General features: G+C 54.8%; 23 protein-coding genes. 16 read left to right on the plus strand and 7 right to left on the minus strand.

What is annotated here, in order from left to right:
* Nucleotides 1-25 precede the first annotated feature (25 nt).
* Together flgM and flgA are read right to left on the minus strand one after the other, a co-directional pair.
* Entirely contained in the window at nucleotides 26-343 is a 318-nt protein-coding gene (flgM, locus tag QQJ87_RS09220; protein WP_288107156.1) for a flagellar biosynthesis anti-sigma factor FlgM, read from the minus strand.
* 150 nt (nucleotides 344-493) lie between these two features.
* Nucleotides 494-1,234, minus strand: a complete 741-nt coding sequence (gene flgA / locus QQJ87_RS09225; RefSeq protein WP_284281372.1) for a flagellar basal body P-ring formation chaperone FlgA — start codon at nucleotides 1,232-1,234, stop codon at nucleotides 494-496.
* Nucleotides 1,235-1,389: 155 nt separating this feature from the next.
* Between flgA and flgB the strand changes: the two genes are divergently transcribed.
* Genes flgB through flgL form a run of 11 tightly spaced genes read left to right on the plus strand, consistent with a single transcriptional unit; the run spans nucleotide 1,390 to nucleotide 10,889 of the window.
* A complete protein-coding gene (flgB, locus tag QQJ87_RS09230) occupies nucleotides 1,390-1,827 on the plus strand; it encodes a flagellar basal body rod protein FlgB (protein WP_284281373.1) in 438 nt (145 codons plus the stop codon).
* Nucleotides 1,828-1,846: 19 nt separating this feature from the next.
* Nucleotides 1,847-2,266: a flagellar basal body rod protein FlgC gene (flgC, locus tag QQJ87_RS09235; RefSeq protein ID WP_284281374.1), complete on the plus strand. Its 420-nt coding sequence runs from the start codon at nucleotides 1,847-1,849 to the stop codon at nucleotides 2,264-2,266.
* Nucleotides 2,267-2,288: 22 nt separating this feature from the next.
* Nucleotides 2,289-2,972 (plus strand): flagellar hook assembly protein FlgD, encoded by a 684-nt coding sequence (locus QQJ87_RS09240; protein WP_284281375.1) that lies wholly within the window; start codon nucleotides 2,289-2,291, stop codon nucleotides 2,970-2,972.
* A 15-nt stretch (nucleotides 2,973-2,987) separates the two neighbouring features.
* The gene (gene flgE, locus QQJ87_RS09245; protein WP_284281377.1) at nucleotides 2,988-4,295 is read left to right on the plus strand and encodes a flagellar hook protein FlgE; all 1,308 of its coding nucleotides are present in this window, start codon (nucleotides 2,988-2,990) and stop codon (nucleotides 4,293-4,295) included.
* Between the two features lie 20 nt (nucleotides 4,296-4,315).
* Nucleotides 4,316-5,053 (plus strand): flagellar basal-body rod protein FlgF, encoded by a 738-nt coding sequence (gene flgF / locus QQJ87_RS09250; protein WP_284281378.1) that lies wholly within the window; start codon nucleotides 4,316-4,318, stop codon nucleotides 5,051-5,053.
* Nucleotides 5,054-5,069: 16 nt separating this feature from the next.
* Nucleotides 5,070-5,852 carry a flagellar basal-body rod protein FlgG gene (gene flgG, locus QQJ87_RS09255; RefSeq protein ID WP_284281379.1) on the plus strand — a complete coding sequence of 261 codons (783 nt, stop codon included), beginning with the start codon at nucleotides 5,070-5,072 and terminating at the stop codon, nucleotides 5,850-5,852.
* A 49-nt stretch (nucleotides 5,853-5,901) separates the two neighbouring features.
* The gene (locus tag QQJ87_RS09260; protein WP_284281380.1) at nucleotides 5,902-6,585 is read left to right on the plus strand and encodes a flagellar basal body L-ring protein FlgH; all 684 of its coding nucleotides are present in this window, start codon (nucleotides 5,902-5,904) and stop codon (nucleotides 6,583-6,585) included.
* A gap of 13 nt (nucleotides 6,586-6,598) precedes the next feature.
* A complete protein-coding gene (locus QQJ87_RS09265; protein WP_284281381.1) occupies nucleotides 6,599-7,732 on the plus strand; it encodes a flagellar basal body P-ring protein FlgI in 1,134 nt (377 codons plus the stop codon).
* Nucleotides 7,732-8,142 carry a rod-binding protein gene (locus QQJ87_RS09270; protein ID WP_284281383.1) on the plus strand — a complete coding sequence of 137 codons (411 nt, stop codon included), beginning with the start codon at nucleotides 7,732-7,734 and terminating at the stop codon, nucleotides 8,140-8,142. The genes QQJ87_RS09265 and QQJ87_RS09270 overlap by 1 nt, the downstream gene beginning before the upstream one ends.
* A 30-nt stretch (nucleotides 8,143-8,172) precedes the next feature.
* A complete protein-coding gene (flgK, locus tag QQJ87_RS09275; RefSeq protein ID WP_284281384.1) occupies nucleotides 8,173-9,900 on the plus strand; it encodes a flagellar hook-associated protein FlgK in 1,728 nt (575 codons plus the stop codon).
* Between the two features lie 11 nt (nucleotides 9,901-9,911).
* Nucleotides 9,912-10,889 (plus strand): flagellar hook-associated protein FlgL, encoded by a 978-nt coding sequence (flgL, locus tag QQJ87_RS09280; RefSeq protein ID WP_284281385.1) that lies wholly within the window; start codon nucleotides 9,912-9,914, stop codon nucleotides 10,887-10,889.
* Nucleotides 10,890-10,925: 36 nt separating this feature from the next.
* Here flgL and merR read toward each other — a convergent pair whose 3' ends face one another.
* A complete protein-coding gene (gene merR, locus QQJ87_RS09285; RefSeq protein WP_284281386.1) occupies nucleotides 10,926-11,333 on the minus strand; it encodes a mercury resistance transcriptional regulator MerR in 408 nt (135 codons plus the stop codon).
* Between the two features lie 69 nt (nucleotides 11,334-11,402).
* On the opposite strand from merR, the gene QQJ87_RS09290 reads away from it, so the two are divergent.
* Both QQJ87_RS09290 and QQJ87_RS09295 read left to right on the plus strand, forming a co-directional pair.
* The gene (locus QQJ87_RS09290) at nucleotides 11,403-11,717 is read left to right on the plus strand and encodes a mercuric transporter MerT family protein (RefSeq protein WP_284281387.1); all 315 of its coding nucleotides are present in this window, start codon (nucleotides 11,403-11,405) and stop codon (nucleotides 11,715-11,717) included.
* Between the two features lie 19 nt (nucleotides 11,718-11,736).
* Nucleotides 11,737-11,946, plus strand: a complete 210-nt coding sequence (locus tag QQJ87_RS09295) for a GDCCVxC domain-containing (seleno)protein (RefSeq protein ID WP_284281388.1) — start codon at nucleotides 11,737-11,739, stop codon at nucleotides 11,944-11,946.
* 192 nt (nucleotides 11,947-12,138) lie between these two features.
* On the opposite strand, the gene QQJ87_RS09300 is transcribed toward QQJ87_RS09295, so the two are convergent.
* Genes QQJ87_RS09300 through QQJ87_RS09310 form a run of 3 tightly spaced genes read right to left on the minus strand, consistent with a single transcriptional unit; the run spans nucleotide 12,139 to nucleotide 14,793 of the window.
* Nucleotides 12,139-12,612 (minus strand): MerR family transcriptional regulator, encoded by a 474-nt coding sequence (locus QQJ87_RS09300; RefSeq protein WP_284281390.1) that lies wholly within the window; start codon nucleotides 12,610-12,612, stop codon nucleotides 12,139-12,141.
* Nucleotides 12,613-12,629: 17 nt separating this feature from the next.
* A complete protein-coding gene (locus tag QQJ87_RS09305) occupies nucleotides 12,630-13,262 on the minus strand; it encodes a response regulator (protein ID WP_284281391.1) in 633 nt (210 codons plus the stop codon).
* On the minus strand, nucleotides 13,255-14,793 hold the full coding sequence (locus QQJ87_RS09310) for a hybrid sensor histidine kinase/response regulator (protein ID WP_284281393.1): 1,539 nt from the start codon (nucleotides 14,791-14,793) through the stop codon (nucleotides 13,255-13,257). Before QQJ87_RS09310 ends, QQJ87_RS09305 begins: the two co-directional genes overlap by 8 nt.
* A 173-nt stretch (nucleotides 14,794-14,966) precedes the next feature.
* Between QQJ87_RS09310 and QQJ87_RS09315 the strand changes: the two genes are divergently transcribed.
* The 3 genes from QQJ87_RS09315 to QQJ87_RS09325 are packed head-to-tail and all read left to right on the plus strand — an operon-like array spanning nucleotide 14,967 to nucleotide 17,680.
* Entirely contained in the window at nucleotides 14,967-15,959 is a 993-nt protein-coding gene (locus QQJ87_RS09315; RefSeq protein ID WP_284281395.1) for a CheR family methyltransferase, read from the plus strand.
* Nucleotides 15,960-15,961: 2 nt separating this feature from the next.
* Nucleotides 15,962-16,555 carry a chemoreceptor glutamine deamidase CheD gene (locus QQJ87_RS09320; RefSeq protein ID WP_284281396.1) on the plus strand — a complete coding sequence of 198 codons (594 nt, stop codon included), beginning with the start codon at nucleotides 15,962-15,964 and terminating at the stop codon, nucleotides 16,553-16,555.
* 12 nt (nucleotides 16,556-16,567) lie between these two features.
* Nucleotides 16,568-17,680, plus strand: coding sequence for a protein-glutamate methylesterase/protein-glutamine glutaminase (locus tag QQJ87_RS09325; RefSeq protein ID WP_284281397.1), 1,113 nt, complete (start codon nucleotides 16,568-16,570; stop codon nucleotides 17,678-17,680).
* 20 nt (nucleotides 17,681-17,700) lie between these two features.
* On the opposite strand, the gene QQJ87_RS09330 is transcribed toward QQJ87_RS09325, so the two are convergent.
* Nucleotides 17,701-17,899, minus strand: a 199-nt coding sequence (locus QQJ87_RS09330) for an AMP-binding enzyme (protein ID WP_431310091.1), incomplete at its 5' end; no start/stop codon positions are given.

Here is a 17,899-nt window from a genome sequence, read left to right on the forward strand (position 1 = left end):
ACAGCAAACAGACAATGAAGCCCGTTTAGCGCTGTCCGATCAATTCCTTGGCGCTTTGAATAATTCCTGAAGCCACTGCGTCTGCATTGACTTCAAACTTGCCTTCACGAATCGCCTGCTGAATCGCTTCGACCCGAGTTTGGTTCACGGGCGGGGCGCTGAGTTCGTTCGTTTTGCCGGACAATTTGGCCACTGCGCTTTCAGCAGCGGCGTTTTCGCCTGCCTTTGTTTCTGCGGCCTTGGCGGTTCCTGTCGACTTGGACGGTTTGCCTATGGGTGCCGGTTCAAAATTGCTGTTAACTTTCATGTTTTCCTCCGCAGGTGCAGAGCCAGTTTGATTGATCTATGGCCTTATTACGGTCACTGCAGCATTAACTTTAACGAATTCTTGCAAACTTGCCCAATTTTTTAAGGCCTTGTCCTGCATTAACGGCACCCAATTGAATGACTTAAGGGGGTAACCGCCCGTTTGTGTTAAGGCATGGCTCGATCTTTACAGGCTCACCTCCACCAAAAGAGGGTCTGTGGCCACACCGTTCAGGATTTTCCCTTGCGGGGTCTTGATCCGGATTACGTCGCCTTTCTCACCCGTTTCCATGGCCACACCAGAACCGCCAATTGAAAACCCGGGGCCTTTCACAATAATTTTTACGGTTTCGCCCACTTTAATCAGGGGCTGCCCTTTGAAATAGTCCTGCCGCAGCATCGTGCCGGGAAACAACTGCCGCGTGGCGGTCTTGTTGTCCAGACGGGCAATGTCATCCACCCAGCCATTTTGCAGTTGGGTCAAATCCATCGTTCGAAATTCCACTTCGTCGGGCCGAATGGCCTCGCCAGGTTGAATGGTTTGCTTGACAACCAGCACGGGGGCCCACACCTTGATGTCAACGCCTACGAAAAAGGGCACTTGGTCTGAGCCCACGCATTGAACCTGAACAAAAGTGCGCCCCCACATGCGGTTAGATCTCGCATTTGAAAACAGGGCAGCCGGACACTGTCCATTGCTCAATCGCGGTTCCGCCTTGCTTAACTCCACTTGCACAGTGGCGTCTTTGGGAATCAGGGCGGGGTCCACTAGTTCAGCCAGGTGGTCTTGCGTAACCCATTGCCCGCTGGCCATGGTGGCCAGGGCAAAGGTTGGGGCGGACAAACACAACGTGGCCAGCAGGCGCATCGCCCGGCCAGTCCAGTTTGAAAATAGTCCTAAAGTTTTTTCCTGTTTGGTCGTAAACATGAGAAAAGCCTCTTGTGATGACGACATCGTAGGGCGGCCCGGTCTGGTTTCGTATTTTGAATAGCGGGGGCTTTTTTGCCCTTATTGCGCATTTGAATTGACAGCACCTCCTCAATAATCGATCCATCAAAGAGTGTTTGAAGGGGTTCGATCCCATGCTGGACAAATTGACTGAATCGTTTCGAGGGGCTGCCGACGCGCTGACGCTGCGCGCTCGCCGTCAGGAAGTGCTCACCTCCAACATCTCCAACGTAGACACACCCAATTACAAAGCAGTCGATTTCGACTTCAAGGCCGCGTTGCAGGCCGCTGAAAAGCCACATGGCCATTCAAGTGCAAACGATCTGCCTATGCAGGGTGGCCTGGCTGTCACCAGCGCAGGGCACATTGCGGGAAGCAACCCCAGCGGCATTTCAACCGCAGCCATGCTGCAGTACCGCCAAAGCGTGAACCCCTCACTGGACGACAACACCGTGGACATCGACCGCGAGCGTGCCGCCTTTTCCGAGAACACTGTGAAATACGAAGCCGCCCTGCGCGACATCAATCGACAGATTGCTGATCTCAAGCTGGCCATGGGCTCTGGCAACTAAGGGCTGAAAGGAGAAGACGATGTCTTTATTTGACGCATTCAAACTGGCTGGCGGTGCCATGCAGGCGCAAACGAAACGCCTGAACGCTGTGGCCAGCAACCTGGCCAACGTGGACACCGTGGCCAGCAGTCCGGATGAAGCCTACAAAGCGCGCAAAGTTGTGTTTGAGGCTGAGATGAACAAAGCCAGTGGCAGCAGCGCGCCCCTGGCCAACGATGTACGTGTGAAACAAGTGGTGACGGACGACTCAGCACCGATCAAGGTGTATGACCCCAAACACCCCATGGCTGACAAAGATGGTTACATCTACAAGCCAAACGTCAATGCGGTTGAAGAAATGGTGGACATGATGGCCGCGTCCCGCAGTTATCAGACCGATGCGGAGGTGATGAACACCGCCAAGTCGCTGATGCTGAAAACTTTAAGTATCGGCCAGTAAGGCCAACGTCGAGGAGAAATAAATGACGGTCAATTCAACTTCGGTTCTGGGCGCAAATTCGGCCACAACCACCCCGTCCACCAAGAAGTCCAGTGGCACCACTGAAACCCCGCAGGAGATTCAGGATCGCTTCATGTCTTTGCTGGTTGCCCAGCTCAAAAACCAGGACCCGTTGCAGCCCATGGACAACGCGGCTGTGACCAGCCAGATGGCCCAGTTGAACACCGTGACAGGCATTAACAATCTGAACACCACCATGCAAAACATGGCTTCGTCGTTTGCGGCCAGTCAAACCGTGAATGCAACCAGCTTGCTGGGCCGCACCATCATGGTCAACGGCAATGACCTGACGCTCAGCGGTGGCAAGCCCGCCGATGGCGCGCTGGATGTTCAGCAGGCCACCGACGCGGTTTCTGTGGCGGTGCTCAATGGTGCGGGCAAGACAGTCAGAACCATGGACATGGGTGCCCTGGCGCAAGGCACGCACCAGTTCAGCTGGGACGGCAAAGACGACAGCGGCAACACCTTGCCAGACGGCCAATACACCTTTGCCGTGTCGGCCTCTGCCGCCGGTCAAAAAGCGGCGGTCAACACACTCGACATCACCTCAGTGGTGGGTTTGCAAAACGACCCCACCACCGGTTCAAAACTTTTGACAGCAGCCGGAACGCAAGTGGCTGTGTCTGACATCAAACAAATATTCTGATTCAGGAGCGCAATCATGGGATTTTCAAGCAGCTTTCAGCAGGGTTTAAGTGGTCTGACCGCAGCTCAGCGCGGTTTGGAGGTAATTGCCAACAACGTGTCCAACTCCAGCGTTGTCGGTTTCAAATCATCCACCGCCTCATTTGCTGACGTGTTTGCCCGCGCATTCAACGGCGGCGACTCCATCAACAACATTGGTTTGGGTACCAGCCTGTCTGCGGTGACTCAAAACTTCAAGCAGGGCAACATCACCGTGACCGGCAGTCCACTGGATCTGGCGATCAACGGCACCGGTTTTTTCAAGACCCAGGCACCCGACGGCAGCTTTCTGTACACGCGCAACGGTCAGTTCAATCTGGACAATTCCAACGTCATCGTGAACACCAATGGCGACAAGCTGACTGGTTACCCGATTGATCAAACCACCGGCAAAGTGACGGACGTGGCTGGCCCCATCACCGTGTCCAAGGCTGCGATTGAACCCTCAGCCTCAACCACCACCTCGCTGGAGACGAATCTGGATGCCCGTCAGGCCGCCATTTCACCGACAGTGACCTTTGACCCAGCCAACCTGAGCAGCTACAACAACTCCACGTCCATGACTGTGTACGATCAGTTGGGTAACAGCCACACCATGAGCATTTACCTGCGCAAAGAATCGACCAACAACTGGAGCGCGTATGCTGCATTGGACGGCACACAGGTCGACGTGGGTCTTTCCCCAGTGAAGCCAACCACTGCGCCTGCCCAGTCTGCTGCAGGCGCACTGAGCTTCACAGCCGATGGCGCGCTGGTGACACCCGCCAATGCCCGGTTTGAAGTGGATCTGTCCCGCTATGTCACTGCGGCTGGCGTGCCATTTTCATCGACTGGCAGCACCCCCAACAAGTTCACGTTTGACTTGAGCAAAACCACGCAATACGGCAGCTCATTTGCCATTCAGAACCTGAGCCAGAACGGTTATGCATCTTCGCCATTCGCCGGTTTTAATGTGGGTTCAGATGGTGTGTTGGCAATCAATTACGCCAACGGCCAAACCAAAAACATTGCCAAGGTCGGTCTGTACAAGTTCAACAACCCCGAGGCTTTGCAGCCCGTCGGCTCCAATGGCTGGAAAGCCACAGAAGCCGCTGGCCCTGAGCTGGTTTCACTGAGTGACGACACGGCTTTTGGCACGATTCAGTCTGGCGCGCTGGAAGAATCCAACGTCGATCTGACGGCCGAGCTGGTGGCCATGATCTCTGCACAGCGGGTCTATCAGGCCAACTCGCAAAGTATCAAAACACAAGACTCACTGTTGCAGACCATCACCAACCTGCGTTAATTGATCGGGATTGAACCGGTATGGACAAGCTGATATACCTCGCTGCACAAGCCGCCAAAAGCACCATGGCCCGGCAAGACAACATTGCCAACAACCTGGCCAATGTCAGCACGCCCGGCTTTCGTGCGCAATTGATGGCTTTTCGCAGTGCACCGGTCGAAGGGCAGGGGCAGGGCGCACGCAATTACGACGTTGAATCCACCGTCGGCTTTGACGACACCCCGGGTCAGCTTCAATCCACGGGTCGCCCGCTGGACTTGGCTGTGCAGGGCAAGGGCTGGTTTGCAGTCACAGCACCCGACGGGTCCGAGGCCTATACCCGCGCGGGTTCCTTTCAGCTGGACGACGCGGGGCAACTGGTGACCAATGGCGGTTTACCAGTGCAGGGCACAGGCGGCCCCATCAGCGTGCCACCGGGCTACAGCATTTCAGTGGCAGACGATGGCACCATGACCGGCACGCCTACCTCTGGAAAGGCCACCCCCATCCAGCTGGGCAAACTCAAACTGGTCAATCCGCCCAAGGACAACATGGAGCGGGGCGACGACGGCCTGTTCCGTGTCAAAGGTGGAGGTGCAGCCGATGTGGATCCCAACGTCAAAATTGCATCCGGATACATCGAGACCAGCAACGTCAACCCGGTTGAGATGCTGGTCGAGATGATCAGTGCCGCACGCTCTTTCGAAACCCAAATGAAAACAATCAGCAGCCAGCAACAAAACGGGCAGGCTGCCAACAACCTGTTCGGCTTGAACTAATGGAGATGACCACACCATGATGCGCTCTTTGTGGATTGCCAAAACCGGCCTGGATGCCCAGCAAACCCAGCTGGACGTGATTACCAACAACCTGGCCAATACATCAACCAACGGTTTCAAGCGTTCGCGCGCCGTGTTTGAAGATTTGTTGTATCAAACCATCCGCCAGCCGGGTGCCCAAACCTCGGATCAAACACAGGTGCCATCTGGCTTGCAAATCGGTACCGGTGTGAAGCCCACCGCCACCGTCAAGAATTTCCAGCAGGGCAACCTGCAACAAACCAGCAACCCGCTGGATGTGGCCATCAACGGCAACGGCTTTTTCCAGGTGCAAATGCCGGATGGCACTACTTCATACACCCGCGATGGCAGTTTTCAGACGGATTCCAACGGCACCCTGGTGACTTCCAACGGTTATCCAATCGTCGGTCCCATCACGGTTCCACCCACCACGCAAACATTGACCATCGCACCAGATGGCACGGTGTCCGCCTTGTTGGCTGGTCAGGTTCAGCCTCAGGCTTTGGGGCAGATCCAGATGGCCACTTTCGTGAACCCGGCTGGCTTGTCTTCACAAGGCGGCAACCTGTACATCGAAACGGCGGCCTCTGGCACCCCAACGACCTCGCAGGCAGGCACCAATGGTGCGGGTTTGTTGTCGCAAGGGTATGTTGAAACGTCCAACGTCAACGTGGTTGAAGAGTTGGTCAGCATGATTCAGGCGCAGCGTGCCTACGAAATCAATTCCAAGGCAATCACGACATCTGACCAGATGTTACAGCGCTTATCGCAGCTTTGATTTTTGAAAAAAGGGGGAGACTGAGTGTGTTCACTCAGTGAGGCGGATCATGTTTAAACCTATACTACGCGGTATAACGGCAGCTTTGGCATTTACTTTAGGGGGATGTGCAAATATTTACACCCCCAAGGTGGACATGCCCAAAGAAACCACGGTGCAGCAGCCACAACCCAACCCCCAGTTGGCCATGGCCGCACCCACCGGTGGCATTTACAACGCATCCACCTACAACCCCCTGTTTGAGGACGTTCGCGCCCGTCACATTGGCGACATTCTGACCATTCAGATCAATGAACAGATCGACGCCTCACAGAAAAACAAAACTGCGGCCAACCGGTCCGATTCTGCGTCGATCAAGCTGCCTGGCATTCCATTTGGCTTCGGTTCAACCAATCCTTTGAACAGTTCAGCCAGCAGCAGCAAGGCGTTTGCAGGTGACGGCACTTCCACAGCGGCCAATACCCTGACAGGCACCATCACCGTGACCGTGGCTGACGTATTGCCCAACGGCAATTTGCGTGTGGTGGGTGAAAAACAGATCGGCACCAATCGCGACGTCCAAGCCCTGAAATTCAGCGGCGTGGTGATGCCGACTTCCATTCAGGCTGGCAATGTGGTGGACAGCCGCAAAGTGGCTGATGCCCGGCTGGAATACAGCGGCAAGGGCGCCATTGATGCAGCCACCACCATGGGTTGGCTCAGCCGCTTTTTCTTAAGCGTTTTGCCTTTCTAACCGGAACAAGGCCATGATCAAGATTCACTCCTTCTTCAAATCCGCTTTTGCCACGCTGGCCGTGGCAAGCAGCCTGTTGACGGCCATGCCCGCACAAGCCACTGCGCAAGTGCGCATTCGCGATCTGGCCTCGGTTCAGGGCGTGCGCTCAAACCCGTTGTACGGCTATGGCATTGTGGTCGGTCTGGACGGCACAGGTGACCAAACCACGCAGACGCCCTTTACCACACAAAGCATTATCTCCATGCTTCAGCAATCGGGTGTCAACCTGCCACCCGGCACCAACATGCAACTGAAAAACGTGGCCTCTGTCATGGTCACAGCCAATTTGCCCGCGTTTGCGCAGCCTGGCCAAACCGTGGACGTCACTGTGGCTTCGCTGGGTAACGCCAAAAGCCTGCGCGGTGGCCTGTTGCTGATGACACCCCTGAAGGGTGCAGACGGCAGGGTGTACGCGCTGGCTCAAGGCCAATTGGTTGTAGGTGGTGCTGGTGCATCCGCCTCCGGTTCAAAAACCCAGATCAACCATTTGTCGGCAGGCCGAATTCCCAATGGTGCGCAAATTGAACAGGCCGTGGCCTCGCCCTTTAACCTGGGTGACACCCTGACGCTTGAATTGAACAGCACAGACTTCAGCAACGCCACCCGGATGGTGGCTGCAATCAACAAGACCTTTGGCGACGGCACTGCCCAGGCGCTTGATGGCCGCACAGTGCGCGTGCGCGCTCCACAATCGCCCGACGATCGCGTGGCTTTCTTGTCTCGTGTTCAAGACCTCAGCATCAGCGAATCCATCGCGACAGCCAAGGTCATCATCAACGCCCGCACAGGCTCTGTGGTGATGAACCAGGCCGTGGCGCTTGAGCCCTGTGCCGTGGCCCACGGCAACCTGACCGTCAAGATTTCCACCACGCCCGTGGTTTCGCAGCCTGCGCCTTTTTCACAGGGGCAAACTGTCGTGACGCAGCAATCCAACGTGGAGGTTTCTCAGGCGGGGGGGCAATTGATTGAGTTGAAGGGTGGCGCGCAATTGTCAGACGTGGTGAAAGCCCTGAATGCGCTGGGCGCAACCCCTGCCGATTTGATTTCGATTCTGGAAGCCATGCAACAGGCGGGCAGTCTGAAGGCTGAACTGGAGGTGATTTGATGGTCAATCCACTGGGAATCAACCCTGGCAATGTGTCGGGCTCGATCGATTCGAGCTTCGACTCACGTGCATTGAACAACCTGAAAAACGAAACCAAAGCCCAGAAAGGCAGCAAGGAATTCAACGACGCCATCGACAAGGCGTCGGTTCAGTTTGAATCCGTGTTTTTGCAGTGGGCCCTGAAAAGCATGCGACAGGCCACACCCGATGGTGGTTTGTTGGGCGACAACACCTCCAAGCAGTATCAGGCCATGTTTGATCAGCAAATTGTGCAGTCCATTTCAGGCAAGGGTTTGGGGCTGGCTGGCGAAATTGCCAGGCAGTTGCGACAGGAAACTGCAGCGCCCACAGCCCATGCACCGTTGACTCCTTTCGATCAGGCCTCAACTTTGCGGAAATTCAGTCGTTAAGACCGATAAGAGCGTACAGGACAACCGGTTATGTCAAACTCGATTTACGGAATAGCACTGAGTGGGCTGAATGCCGCGCAAGCGGGTTTGGCCACCACGTCCAACAACATCAGCAACAGCAACACCGTGGGCTACACACGCCAGCAGGTGGTGCAGCAAGCGCGCGCGGCCACGTCCAACGGCGATGGCATTCTGGTGGGGCAAGGCGTGAATGTGCAAGAGGTAACCCGGATGTATTCCGATTACCTGAACAGCCAGTTGCAACAGGCCTCCTCGGACGCTGCATTCTACGATTCCAAGTCCACCATGATTGGCAAAATCGACGCCAGCGTTGGCGACACGTCGTCTGGCTTGTCGACTGCGCTCAGCGACTTTTTTGCAGCGTCACAGGCGGTGTCTGCCAATCCGGCCGACCTGTCTGCCCGCCAGAATTTTTTGTCCACTTCAGACGCCTTGGCCGCGCGGTTCAATTCTTTGAACAATGTGATGGACGGCATCCGCACCGCCGTGAATCAGAGCGTGAACGACTCGGTCACCAAAATCAACGATGCAGTCAATCAGCTGGCCACACTGAACAAGCAGGTCGTGGCCGCGAAGAGCGCCTCATCCACCGGCAGCTCCCCGAATGACTTGATGGATCAGCGCGACAAGCTGATTTCGGACCTCGCCGGGCAAGTGCAGGTGACCCGGGTCAATCTGTCTGATGGCTCGGTCAATCTGTTTTTGTCCAACGGTCAACCCCTGGTCGTGAAGGAAACGCCGTTCAAGCTGGCCGCACAGGTTGACCCGTCAGATCCACAAAACCTGCTGGTGGGCTCGCTCGCGACCATCAATGGTCAGCAGCGCCTGATTACCTATGATTCCAACACCCTGGGTACGGGTGCACTGTCTGGCTTGCTGCAGTTTCGTGATCAGGAACTGGCGCAATATCAGAATACGCTGGGCACACTGGCCGCGCAGGTCGGCAATCAGGTGAATGCCGTGCAAGCGGCGGGCGTGGATTTGAATAACGCTGCAGGTCAGCCCATTTTCTCGTTTGCGGGTTCCACCAATGGTTTGAGTAACATCGCCAAGGTGGTATCCAATCAATACAACAGCACCAGTAACCCGACAAACGCGTCCATTACGCAGGTGAATTACAGCAAGTTGACCGGTGTGGATTATGAGGTCCGAATCATTGGTGGCGCACCGCAATACCGTGAAGCAGGCTCAACACAGGCATTTCAGCCGGTGCCTGTGGTGGCGGGCAGCTATCAGATTCAGGACGCCAAGGGCGCAGCCATTCTGTCGTTTAATCTGTCCAATGCGGCTCCGTCTGAAGGTGACAGCTTTGTGTTGATGCCAAGCCGGGACGGCGCGGCCAACATTCAACTCAGTTTGAAAGACCCCTCTGCCATTGCCGCTTCATCGACCACCAACCCCAGCGTGGGCAACAACGAGAACATGCTGGCGATGAACAATCTGCAATCCACGCGGCTGTTGAATCAGGCCAACGGGGCCTCGGGTGTCTCCATCTCGGACGCCTTTAACCAACTGGTCAGCAAGGTGGGCAACAAGGTTCGGGAAATCAAGGTGGCAGGCGAGGCCAAAAACGCCGTGCTCAGCCAGATCACACAGCAAACCGACAGTTTGTCGGGTGTGAACATGGACGAAGAGGCCGCCAACCTGATCAAGTATCAGCAGGCGTATCAAGCCTCCAGCAAGGTGATTTCATTGTCGAAAGACCTGTTTAACCAGATTTTGAGCATCTTTAACTAAGGCACTGCGTCATGAACATTCGAGTCAGCACCACTCAGTATTTCAAGACAACCACTCAACGGATGACAGACCAGCAAGCCGCATTGAGCAAGCTGCAAAGCCAGTTGTCCACCGGTGTGGGCGTGCAAAAGCCCTCCGATGATCCGCTGGCGCTGGCCACTGCATTGGGTGCTCAGGCGGCTGTCAAAACAATCGATGCTTACCAAAACAATCTGAAATACGTGACCAATGACCTGACCCAGATGGACACCACATTGGGCTCAGCGTCCAACGTCATGCAATCCATCAAAGACAGCATGATTCAGGCCGGCAATGCCTCATTGAGTGCGGCCGATCGCGAAGTGATTGCCAGAGATCTGGAAGGCCAGATCGACGAGTTGCGTGGTCTTGCCAACTCGCAGGACGCTGCCGGCAATTTTATTTTTTCAGGCACATACCAGGACAAAAAACCGTTTAGCATGCCGGGTGACGCAGGCTACTCCACCGGCTCTTTTCTGGAGACCACTTCACAAGCTGCAGCGCAGGCCGTGACAGGCCGTTCCGTTCAAGTGTCCAATGGCAGAACGCTGGACACCAACATCACCGGCAACGACGCTTTTGTGAACTCCAAAACCGGCGAAGACATCTTCAAGACGCTGACCGACGCAGTGGCCCTGTTGCGTGACCCTGGTTATCCAAATGGTCAGCAAGGTGCTACGCCCGCAGACACCTTCGCAGCGGCTTTCCGTCAAAAGGCAGGCGATGTGGACCAGGTGTTCAACGACCTTCAGTTGGCCCGCACCAAGGTGGGTGTGCGCCTGCGTGAAGCCGATACGCTGAGTACCATCAATGACGCAGCCAGCACACAGCAACAAACCGTGGCCACTGAGGCGGTCGGTCTGGATTATGCAAAAGCAATCAGTGAGTTGTCGCAGGGGCAGTTGCAACTACAGGCGTCGCAACAAAGCTTTGCAAGCACATCCAAGTTGAGTCTGTTCAATTATCTTTGATCTGTATAGAACTCCCCGTTGAATGCTTAGCCCCGGTCATTCAATGTTCACCAGAGCCTCAATAATCGGGCAACCGGTCGAATCGTCGCTTTCATTGCAACGTGTTACAAGCTGCAGCAAGGTGGTTTGCATTTTTTGCAGATCGCGAATGCGTGCTTCAATGGATTGAAGTTTGATCTGTGCCACCGTCCGGGTTTCCCGGCAAGCACTGGCACCGCTCAATGCCAGCAAGTCGGCCACCTCGGACAGGGTAAAACCGAGGGCTTGGGCACGCTTGATGAAATGAATCCGTTTCAAGTCGTTTTCGCTGTACCTGCGTGCACCCTGCACTGGTTTGTCAGGTTTTGCCAATATGCCCACACGCTGGTAGTAGCGAATCGTTTCTATGTTCACGCCTGCTGCCCGGGCCAAACCACCTATGGTCAATGTGTGTTTGTGATTCATGCCTCTTGACTCCGTACTAGGGTACGGCTTTCACAATACCAGCCTCACCCTGCATTCAAAGAGTTCGACATGAAATCTGTTCAAAATACCGGCACCCTGATCGGCAGTGCGCTTGCTGCATTCGCTGCTTCCATTTGTTGCCTTGGCCCGCTCTTGTTGCTTGCAGTAGGTGTGGGCGGAAGTTCCTCGCTGAGCATTTTCGCGGCACTGGAACCTTATCGGCCCGCCTTTATCGTCATTACGCTCGGCTTGCTGGCGTTTGCTTATTACCGCATGTTCAAGCTCAGGTCTGATTGTGAGGCATGCAGCAAAGGCCAGAAAATGGCATTCTGGGGGATCGCCTTGCTTGCGCTGGTGATGCTTGCTACACCATGGTTTGTTTGAATGTACAGGAGCCCAAGCCATGAACAACCTTATACTTGAATCGGTGCTGACGTGCCCGAATTGTGGTACAGCCACCGCTTGTAGTATGCCCACTGACGCATGTCAGTTTTTCTTCCAGTGCCCAGGCTGTAATGCCATGATCAAGCCCAAACCAGGCGATTGCTGTGTTTTTTGCTCGTATGGTTCGGTGAAATGTCCGCCCATTCAGCAAGACAGTTCCTGCTGCTAATCCAGAACCGGGCCCAGGCGGACCCGGTCATTTAGTGAGTTATGAGCAGAGTGGGCAGGCTGCCATGGCAACGCTGACCAAGCCAAATAAACCAACTGCGGCTGCAAACAGCTTCACTTTCATAAACGATCTCCTTCAAAGTATCGGGGAATATTCCCGCCTGTTATGTTGAGCATTCCAGTGACTGGAATGTCAATCATTCTTTGATTCACCATCGGACAAAGGCAAGATATAGTCTGCGATCAGGAACTCGCCATGGGGTTCGTTTGGCGCATTATCAAATCGCGAAGCAATCGCTGCATTGTTACTGCGAATCTCAAGCAGTCTTTCTTCGAGATTCTTAAGGCCGTGCTGAAGTTCTCGCACCTCCTTGAGCTTGCGTTTCAACAACTCATCGACCTTGCCTCGCGCTCCGCATCCACAGGAGGGGCCTTGATCATAATGTTCAAGTATGGACTGGATTTCCTTGATTGAAAAATCCAGTTCGCGGGCCTTCTTGACAAAATCCAGCCTGGACAAATCTTCTTGCCTGAACACGCGATTTTTGCCCTTGCTAAACCATGAACCAGAATCTGCGCGCTTCGGGGTTATCAATCCCTGATCCTCGTAAAACCGGATGGTTTTGGGGGTTAAGCCCAGTTGTTTGGCAACATCACTGATTTTCATGGAAAATGCCGGTTGATTTAGATCAACCGATGCTCCAATGCATAGCGGGTAAGTTCCCCGTTGGTTTTCATTTTCATTTTATCGAGAATGCGCGCCCGGTAAACGCTGACCGTTTTCGGGCTGAGCGCCATGGCCTCGGCAATTTCACTGAGTTTTTTGCCAGAGGCGATCATGCGGATGGTTTCGAACTCCCGGTCGCTGAGGGTGGAGTGCAACGGTTTGTCTGAGTCGTCTGTGAGGTGCGTTGCCAGCGATTCGGCCAGTTCTGGGGTGATGTATTTTCGGCCTGCAGCAATCACTTGGATGGCGTCCACCAGCTTTTCAGGTGCCGTGTTTTTGGTGAGATAACCAGACGCACCGGCCTTCAGTGCCCGCACCGCATACTGGTCTTCCGGATGCATGGAAAGCATCAAAATGCGCAGCTCTGAGCGTTTGTCCTTCAAGATTTTCACCACATCCACCCCGTTTTTACCGGGCATGCTGATGTCCAGAATGGCCAGCTCAATGGCCGGGTTGGAATTGATGGCCTTCATGATTTCAGGGTAGTCGCCAGCCTGAGCCACCACTTCAATAAAACCAGTGTCTTCCAGCAGCTGCTTGAGGCTGCCGCGCAGCAAGGCATGGTCATCGGCCAGTAATACCTTAATCATTGTCCCTGTCCCCTTCTTGTTGTTTCGGGATTCCGACCATCACCGTGGTGCCTGCGCCTTTCGCGCCCGACACATCCGCCCAGCCGTTGAAGGCGGACACCCTTTCCTGCATGCCACGCAAACCGAATGAGGTCTGCTTGAGCTTGTCGGCGTTGTCGATACCTACCCCGTTGTCCCGTATTTCCAGCGTAATTTCGTCTTCAGTGACGAACAATTCTACATCGACTTCCGTGGCCTGCGCATGCTTGACGATGTTGGTCAGCGATTCCTGCAAGATGCGGAAGAGGGCGGTTTTTGCCTCGCCCTGCAGTGCCAGCTCATCCACATTGCACCGAAAGGCAGTCTTGGTCCCACTGCGTTTTTCAAAGTCATTGAGCAGCCATTCCAGTGCGGCCACCAGCCCATAATCCAGAATGCCGGGCCTCAGGTCTTTCGCGATTCGCTGGCTGCTGGCCAGCAAGTGCTCCACCAGCTCCAGCATGTCGTCCAGCTTTTCAACGCCCGCCGTATTCAGGGTTTCATTTTTGTGCATCCAGGCAATGTCGGCTTTCAGTTTGGTCAGCGACCCGCCCATGTCGTCGTGAATTTCACGGGCAATGGCACCGCGCTCCGCTTCCCGTCGTTTTTCAAATTCCGCACTCAAGCTTCGAATTTCAGCCTCGGACTGAATCAATGCCTTCTCGGCCATCTTTTTTTCAGTGATGTCCAGCAGCACGCCATCCCAGTGCGTCACTGTGTCAAATTTTCGACCCACTGCATTCAGCAAGACCCAACGTTCCGGCAATTTGCCGTGCGACTTCAATCGTCCTTCCCAGCTCAAAGTGCAGTTGTTTTGTTCGGCTTGCAGCAGCTCGTCGTGCAGCTTGGATGCGTCGTCGTCTTCAAATTGTTCGAAGAAGATGCGTGGGTTTTCAAGAAAGTTGCGCGGAGAAAGACCAAAAATCCGAAGTGCGCCCTCGCTGACGAAGGGCACTGTGGGTTTGCCAATCTGCGTCCCCGATTGCATTTGAAAAATGATGCCGGGAATGTTTTCTGCGATGGCGGCAAAACGTTGTTCACTGTCGCGCTGAGCCCGCTCGGCAGCAGCAAGACTGCGACGTTCATTGGCCGCCTTCAGCGACCGCTCGACCGCGGGCACCAGGCGGGCCAGCTTGTCTTTCATCAGGTAGTCGTCTGCCCCAGCGCGCATGGCCTCTACCGCCATGTCCTCTCCAATGCTGCCTGACACGATAATGAAGGGAATGTCCAGCCCGCTGTCGCGCACCAGCTTCAAGGCCTCTTCCGAACTGAAGCCGGGCAGCCGGTGATCTGAGATGACCACATCCCATTCCTCGTGTTCCAGCCGTTCGTGCAAGTCGAGGATGGTGTCCACTCGGGTGGCTGCCACTTTCAGACCGCCTTTTTTCAGGTTGCGGCACATCAGCTCGAAGTCGGATTCATTGTCCTCAACGAACAAGACCTTCAACCCCTCATGGATGTAGCCGCTCAGGTCCAGCAGCGATGCTGGAATGCCTCCTCTTGAGTCGCTCATTCAATGCCCTGTTTTCTAGTTATGTGTGCAAGGTAAACCCGAATATGGCGTACATAACGGCGTTTAATCCTTGCTTGTTAAATACGATCTTATCGGAACATGGAGGGTATAGGCAGACCTTCCCCCCAAACGGTGTCCTTGAACGAATTGGGGGGTACTTTCAGAGCGCAAAAATGACCTCTTCATTGTTCAAGTCAGACCGGTATTCAGCCCTGTCCAACAGCGCGGTGGCCACAGCCCGTCAGGCGGTGGATCTTACACGCAAATCCCTGTTGTCCGACGATCACGTCGATCGAGAATTCCTGTTCACTGACAAGGATTTTCAGCGCGTGCGAGCCATGATTCTGTCGGTGGCCGGCATTTCACTGGCCCCCAGCAAACAAAGCATGGTGTACAGCCGTCTGGCCAAACGTTTGCGGGCCTGCCACAAACACAAATTTTCGGAATATCTGGATGCATTGGAAAACAGCACGTCCAATCCGGAGTGGGAACATTTCACAAACGCCTTGACGACCAATTTGACGTCGTTTTACCGCGAGGCACACCACTTTGATATTTTGGCGCGCCAGCTGACCTCATTGGCCAAGCGCGACAAAATTGAATTGTGGTGCAGCGCTGCGTCCACCGGTGAAGAGCCTTACACCATGGCCATCACCGCGATGGAGGCCTTCAACAGCATGCGCCCACCAGTGCACATTCTGGCCACCGACATTGACACCAAGGTGCTGGAGCATGCGCGCAAAGGCGTGTATCGCATGGACCAAGTCGAGAAAATTCCCGTCGAATTGCTGCGCAAGTATTTTCTGAAGGGCACGGGCGACAGCGAAGGCTTGATCCGTGTGCGCCCTGAAGTGCAGGCACTGATTACCTTCAGACGCCTGAACCTGCTGGAGAGCAACTGGGGTATTCGTGGTGGCTTTGACGCCATTTTTTGCAGAAACGTCATGATTTATTTTGAAAAGGACGTTCAATTTCAGATTCTCAAGCGCTTCGGCCCCTTGATGAATGAAGGCGGTTACCTGTATGCCGGTCACTCTGAAAACTTTGCCATGGCGCGAGACTATTTCACCCTCAAAGGCAAAACCGTTTACACCGTGAACGCCGATCAGTCCTTTTCCAACCAGCCTGGCAATCGCATGTCAGCGTTTGGCGGTAGCCGGGGCTGATTGTGTTTGCAGAGCGTTTGCGAGACCTGCTGGATCAGCCAGAGCCAGGCGTGAAACTGATCATGCCGGGCGAGTTTTATGTGTCTCGCAAACCTGTTGAAATTTGCACCCTGTTGGGTTCTTGTGTGTCCGCCTGCATCTGGGACAAAGCCTTGCACATCGGTGGCATGAATCACTTCATGTTGCCCGATGAACCCACCCACGCCAGCAATCTCGGGGATCAGACCAAGCCTTTGCGCTATGGCCTGTTTGCCATGGAGCGCGTAATCAACGACCTGATTGTGCTGGGCGCCAGGCGTGAAAACCTGGTGGCCAAGGTGTTCGGTGGCGCCAACATGACCGGCGTCATAACCCAGCAAAACGTGGGGCAGAGAAACAGCGAGTTCGTTATTGATTTTTTGAAGAGAGACCGCATCAAGCTGTTGGCCAGTGACCTGAATGGTTCACACAGCCGGCGGATCCGGTTCAACACAGGCACCGGGGCGGTGCGTGTCGAGAAAGTGGCCAAGGCCGATCTCGGCGTTGCAGCCCAGGAACAGAAATACAGCAGGCAACTGAAGGAACAGCCTGTGACGGGTGACATCACCTTTTTTTGAGGAGTTTGAGGCATGGAGAAAATCAAAGTCATTGCGGTGGATGATTCAGCGTTGATCCGCAATTTGTTGACCAAGATCATCAATTCTCAGCCTGACATGGAAATGGTGGCCACAGCCCCAGACCCTCTGATTGCCCGTGATTTGATCATCAAACACAACCCCGACGTGATCACGCTGGACATTGAAATGCCCAAAATGGATGGTCTGGAATTTCTGGAGCGCATCATGCGCCTTCGGCCTACCCCCGTGGTCATGGTGTCCACGCTGACCCAGCGCAATGCGGACGTCACCTTCCGGTCGCTTGAGTTGGGAGCTGTGGATTTTGTCACCAAACCCAAACTCGACATTAGCCAGGGCATGATTGATTACGCCAATGACATCACCGACAAAATTCGCGCGGCGCATGCATCCCGTTACCGCCTGCGCCGCTTGACCAACCGCGTCGACCCCAACGAGGTGCGTGCCGCAGTGGCCGACGCGATTGACAAAAAGCAGACTGGCCTGGCCCTGGGTAACCGGTTTGCCGCCACAGAAAAGCTGGTGCTGATTGGTTCGTCCACGGGTGGAACCGAGGCTTTGCGGGCCATTCTGACTGAATTGCCCAAAGACATGCCCGCCATCATGATTACGCAACACATGCCTGCCGGATTTACGAAAAGTTTTGCCGACCGATTGAACCAGCTGTGCCAAATCACCGTGAAAGAGGCTGAGCAGGGCGAGCGCGTACTGCCGGGCCACGCTTACATCGCCCCGGGTGACAAACATCTGCAGCTTGCGCGCAGCGGCGCCAATTACATTTGCCATCTCAAGGACGGTGAGCCCGTTAACCGCCACAAACCGTCTGTTGAAGTGCTGTTCAAGTCAGGCACAGAAATCAGCGCGCGCAACATCATCGGCATCATGCTGACTGGCATGGGCAAAGACGGCGCGGTGGCCATGGCAGAAATGAAGAAGGCGGGTGCCTACAATATTTGTCAGGATGAGGCCAGCTCAGTTGTATTTGGCATGCCCCGCGAGGCGATTGCTTTGGGGGCTGCTGACGAGGTACTGCCTTTGAACCAGATCGCAAAGCATTTGGTGGATTATCTCTCCAAGATCGGTGGAAGGGCAGCCGTGCGGGTTTAATCACCCGCTAACCGCTTTCTTCAGGCCGTTTTAGACAATTGATCCAGAATTGCCGGGTTTTCAAGGGTGGAGGTGTCCTGCGTGATGCTCTCGCCTTTGGCCAGGCTGCGCAGCAAACGCCGCATGATCTTGCCAGACCGGGTTTTTGGCAAATTGTCACCAAAGCGGATTTCCTTGGGCTTGGCGATCGGACCGATGTCCTTACCAACCCAGGCCCGC

Origin of the sequence: Limnobacter litoralis (assembly GCF_030160455.1) — a bacterium.
Lineage (GTDB): Bacteria > Pseudomonadota > Gammaproteobacteria > Burkholderiales > Burkholderiaceae_B > Limnobacter > Limnobacter litoralis.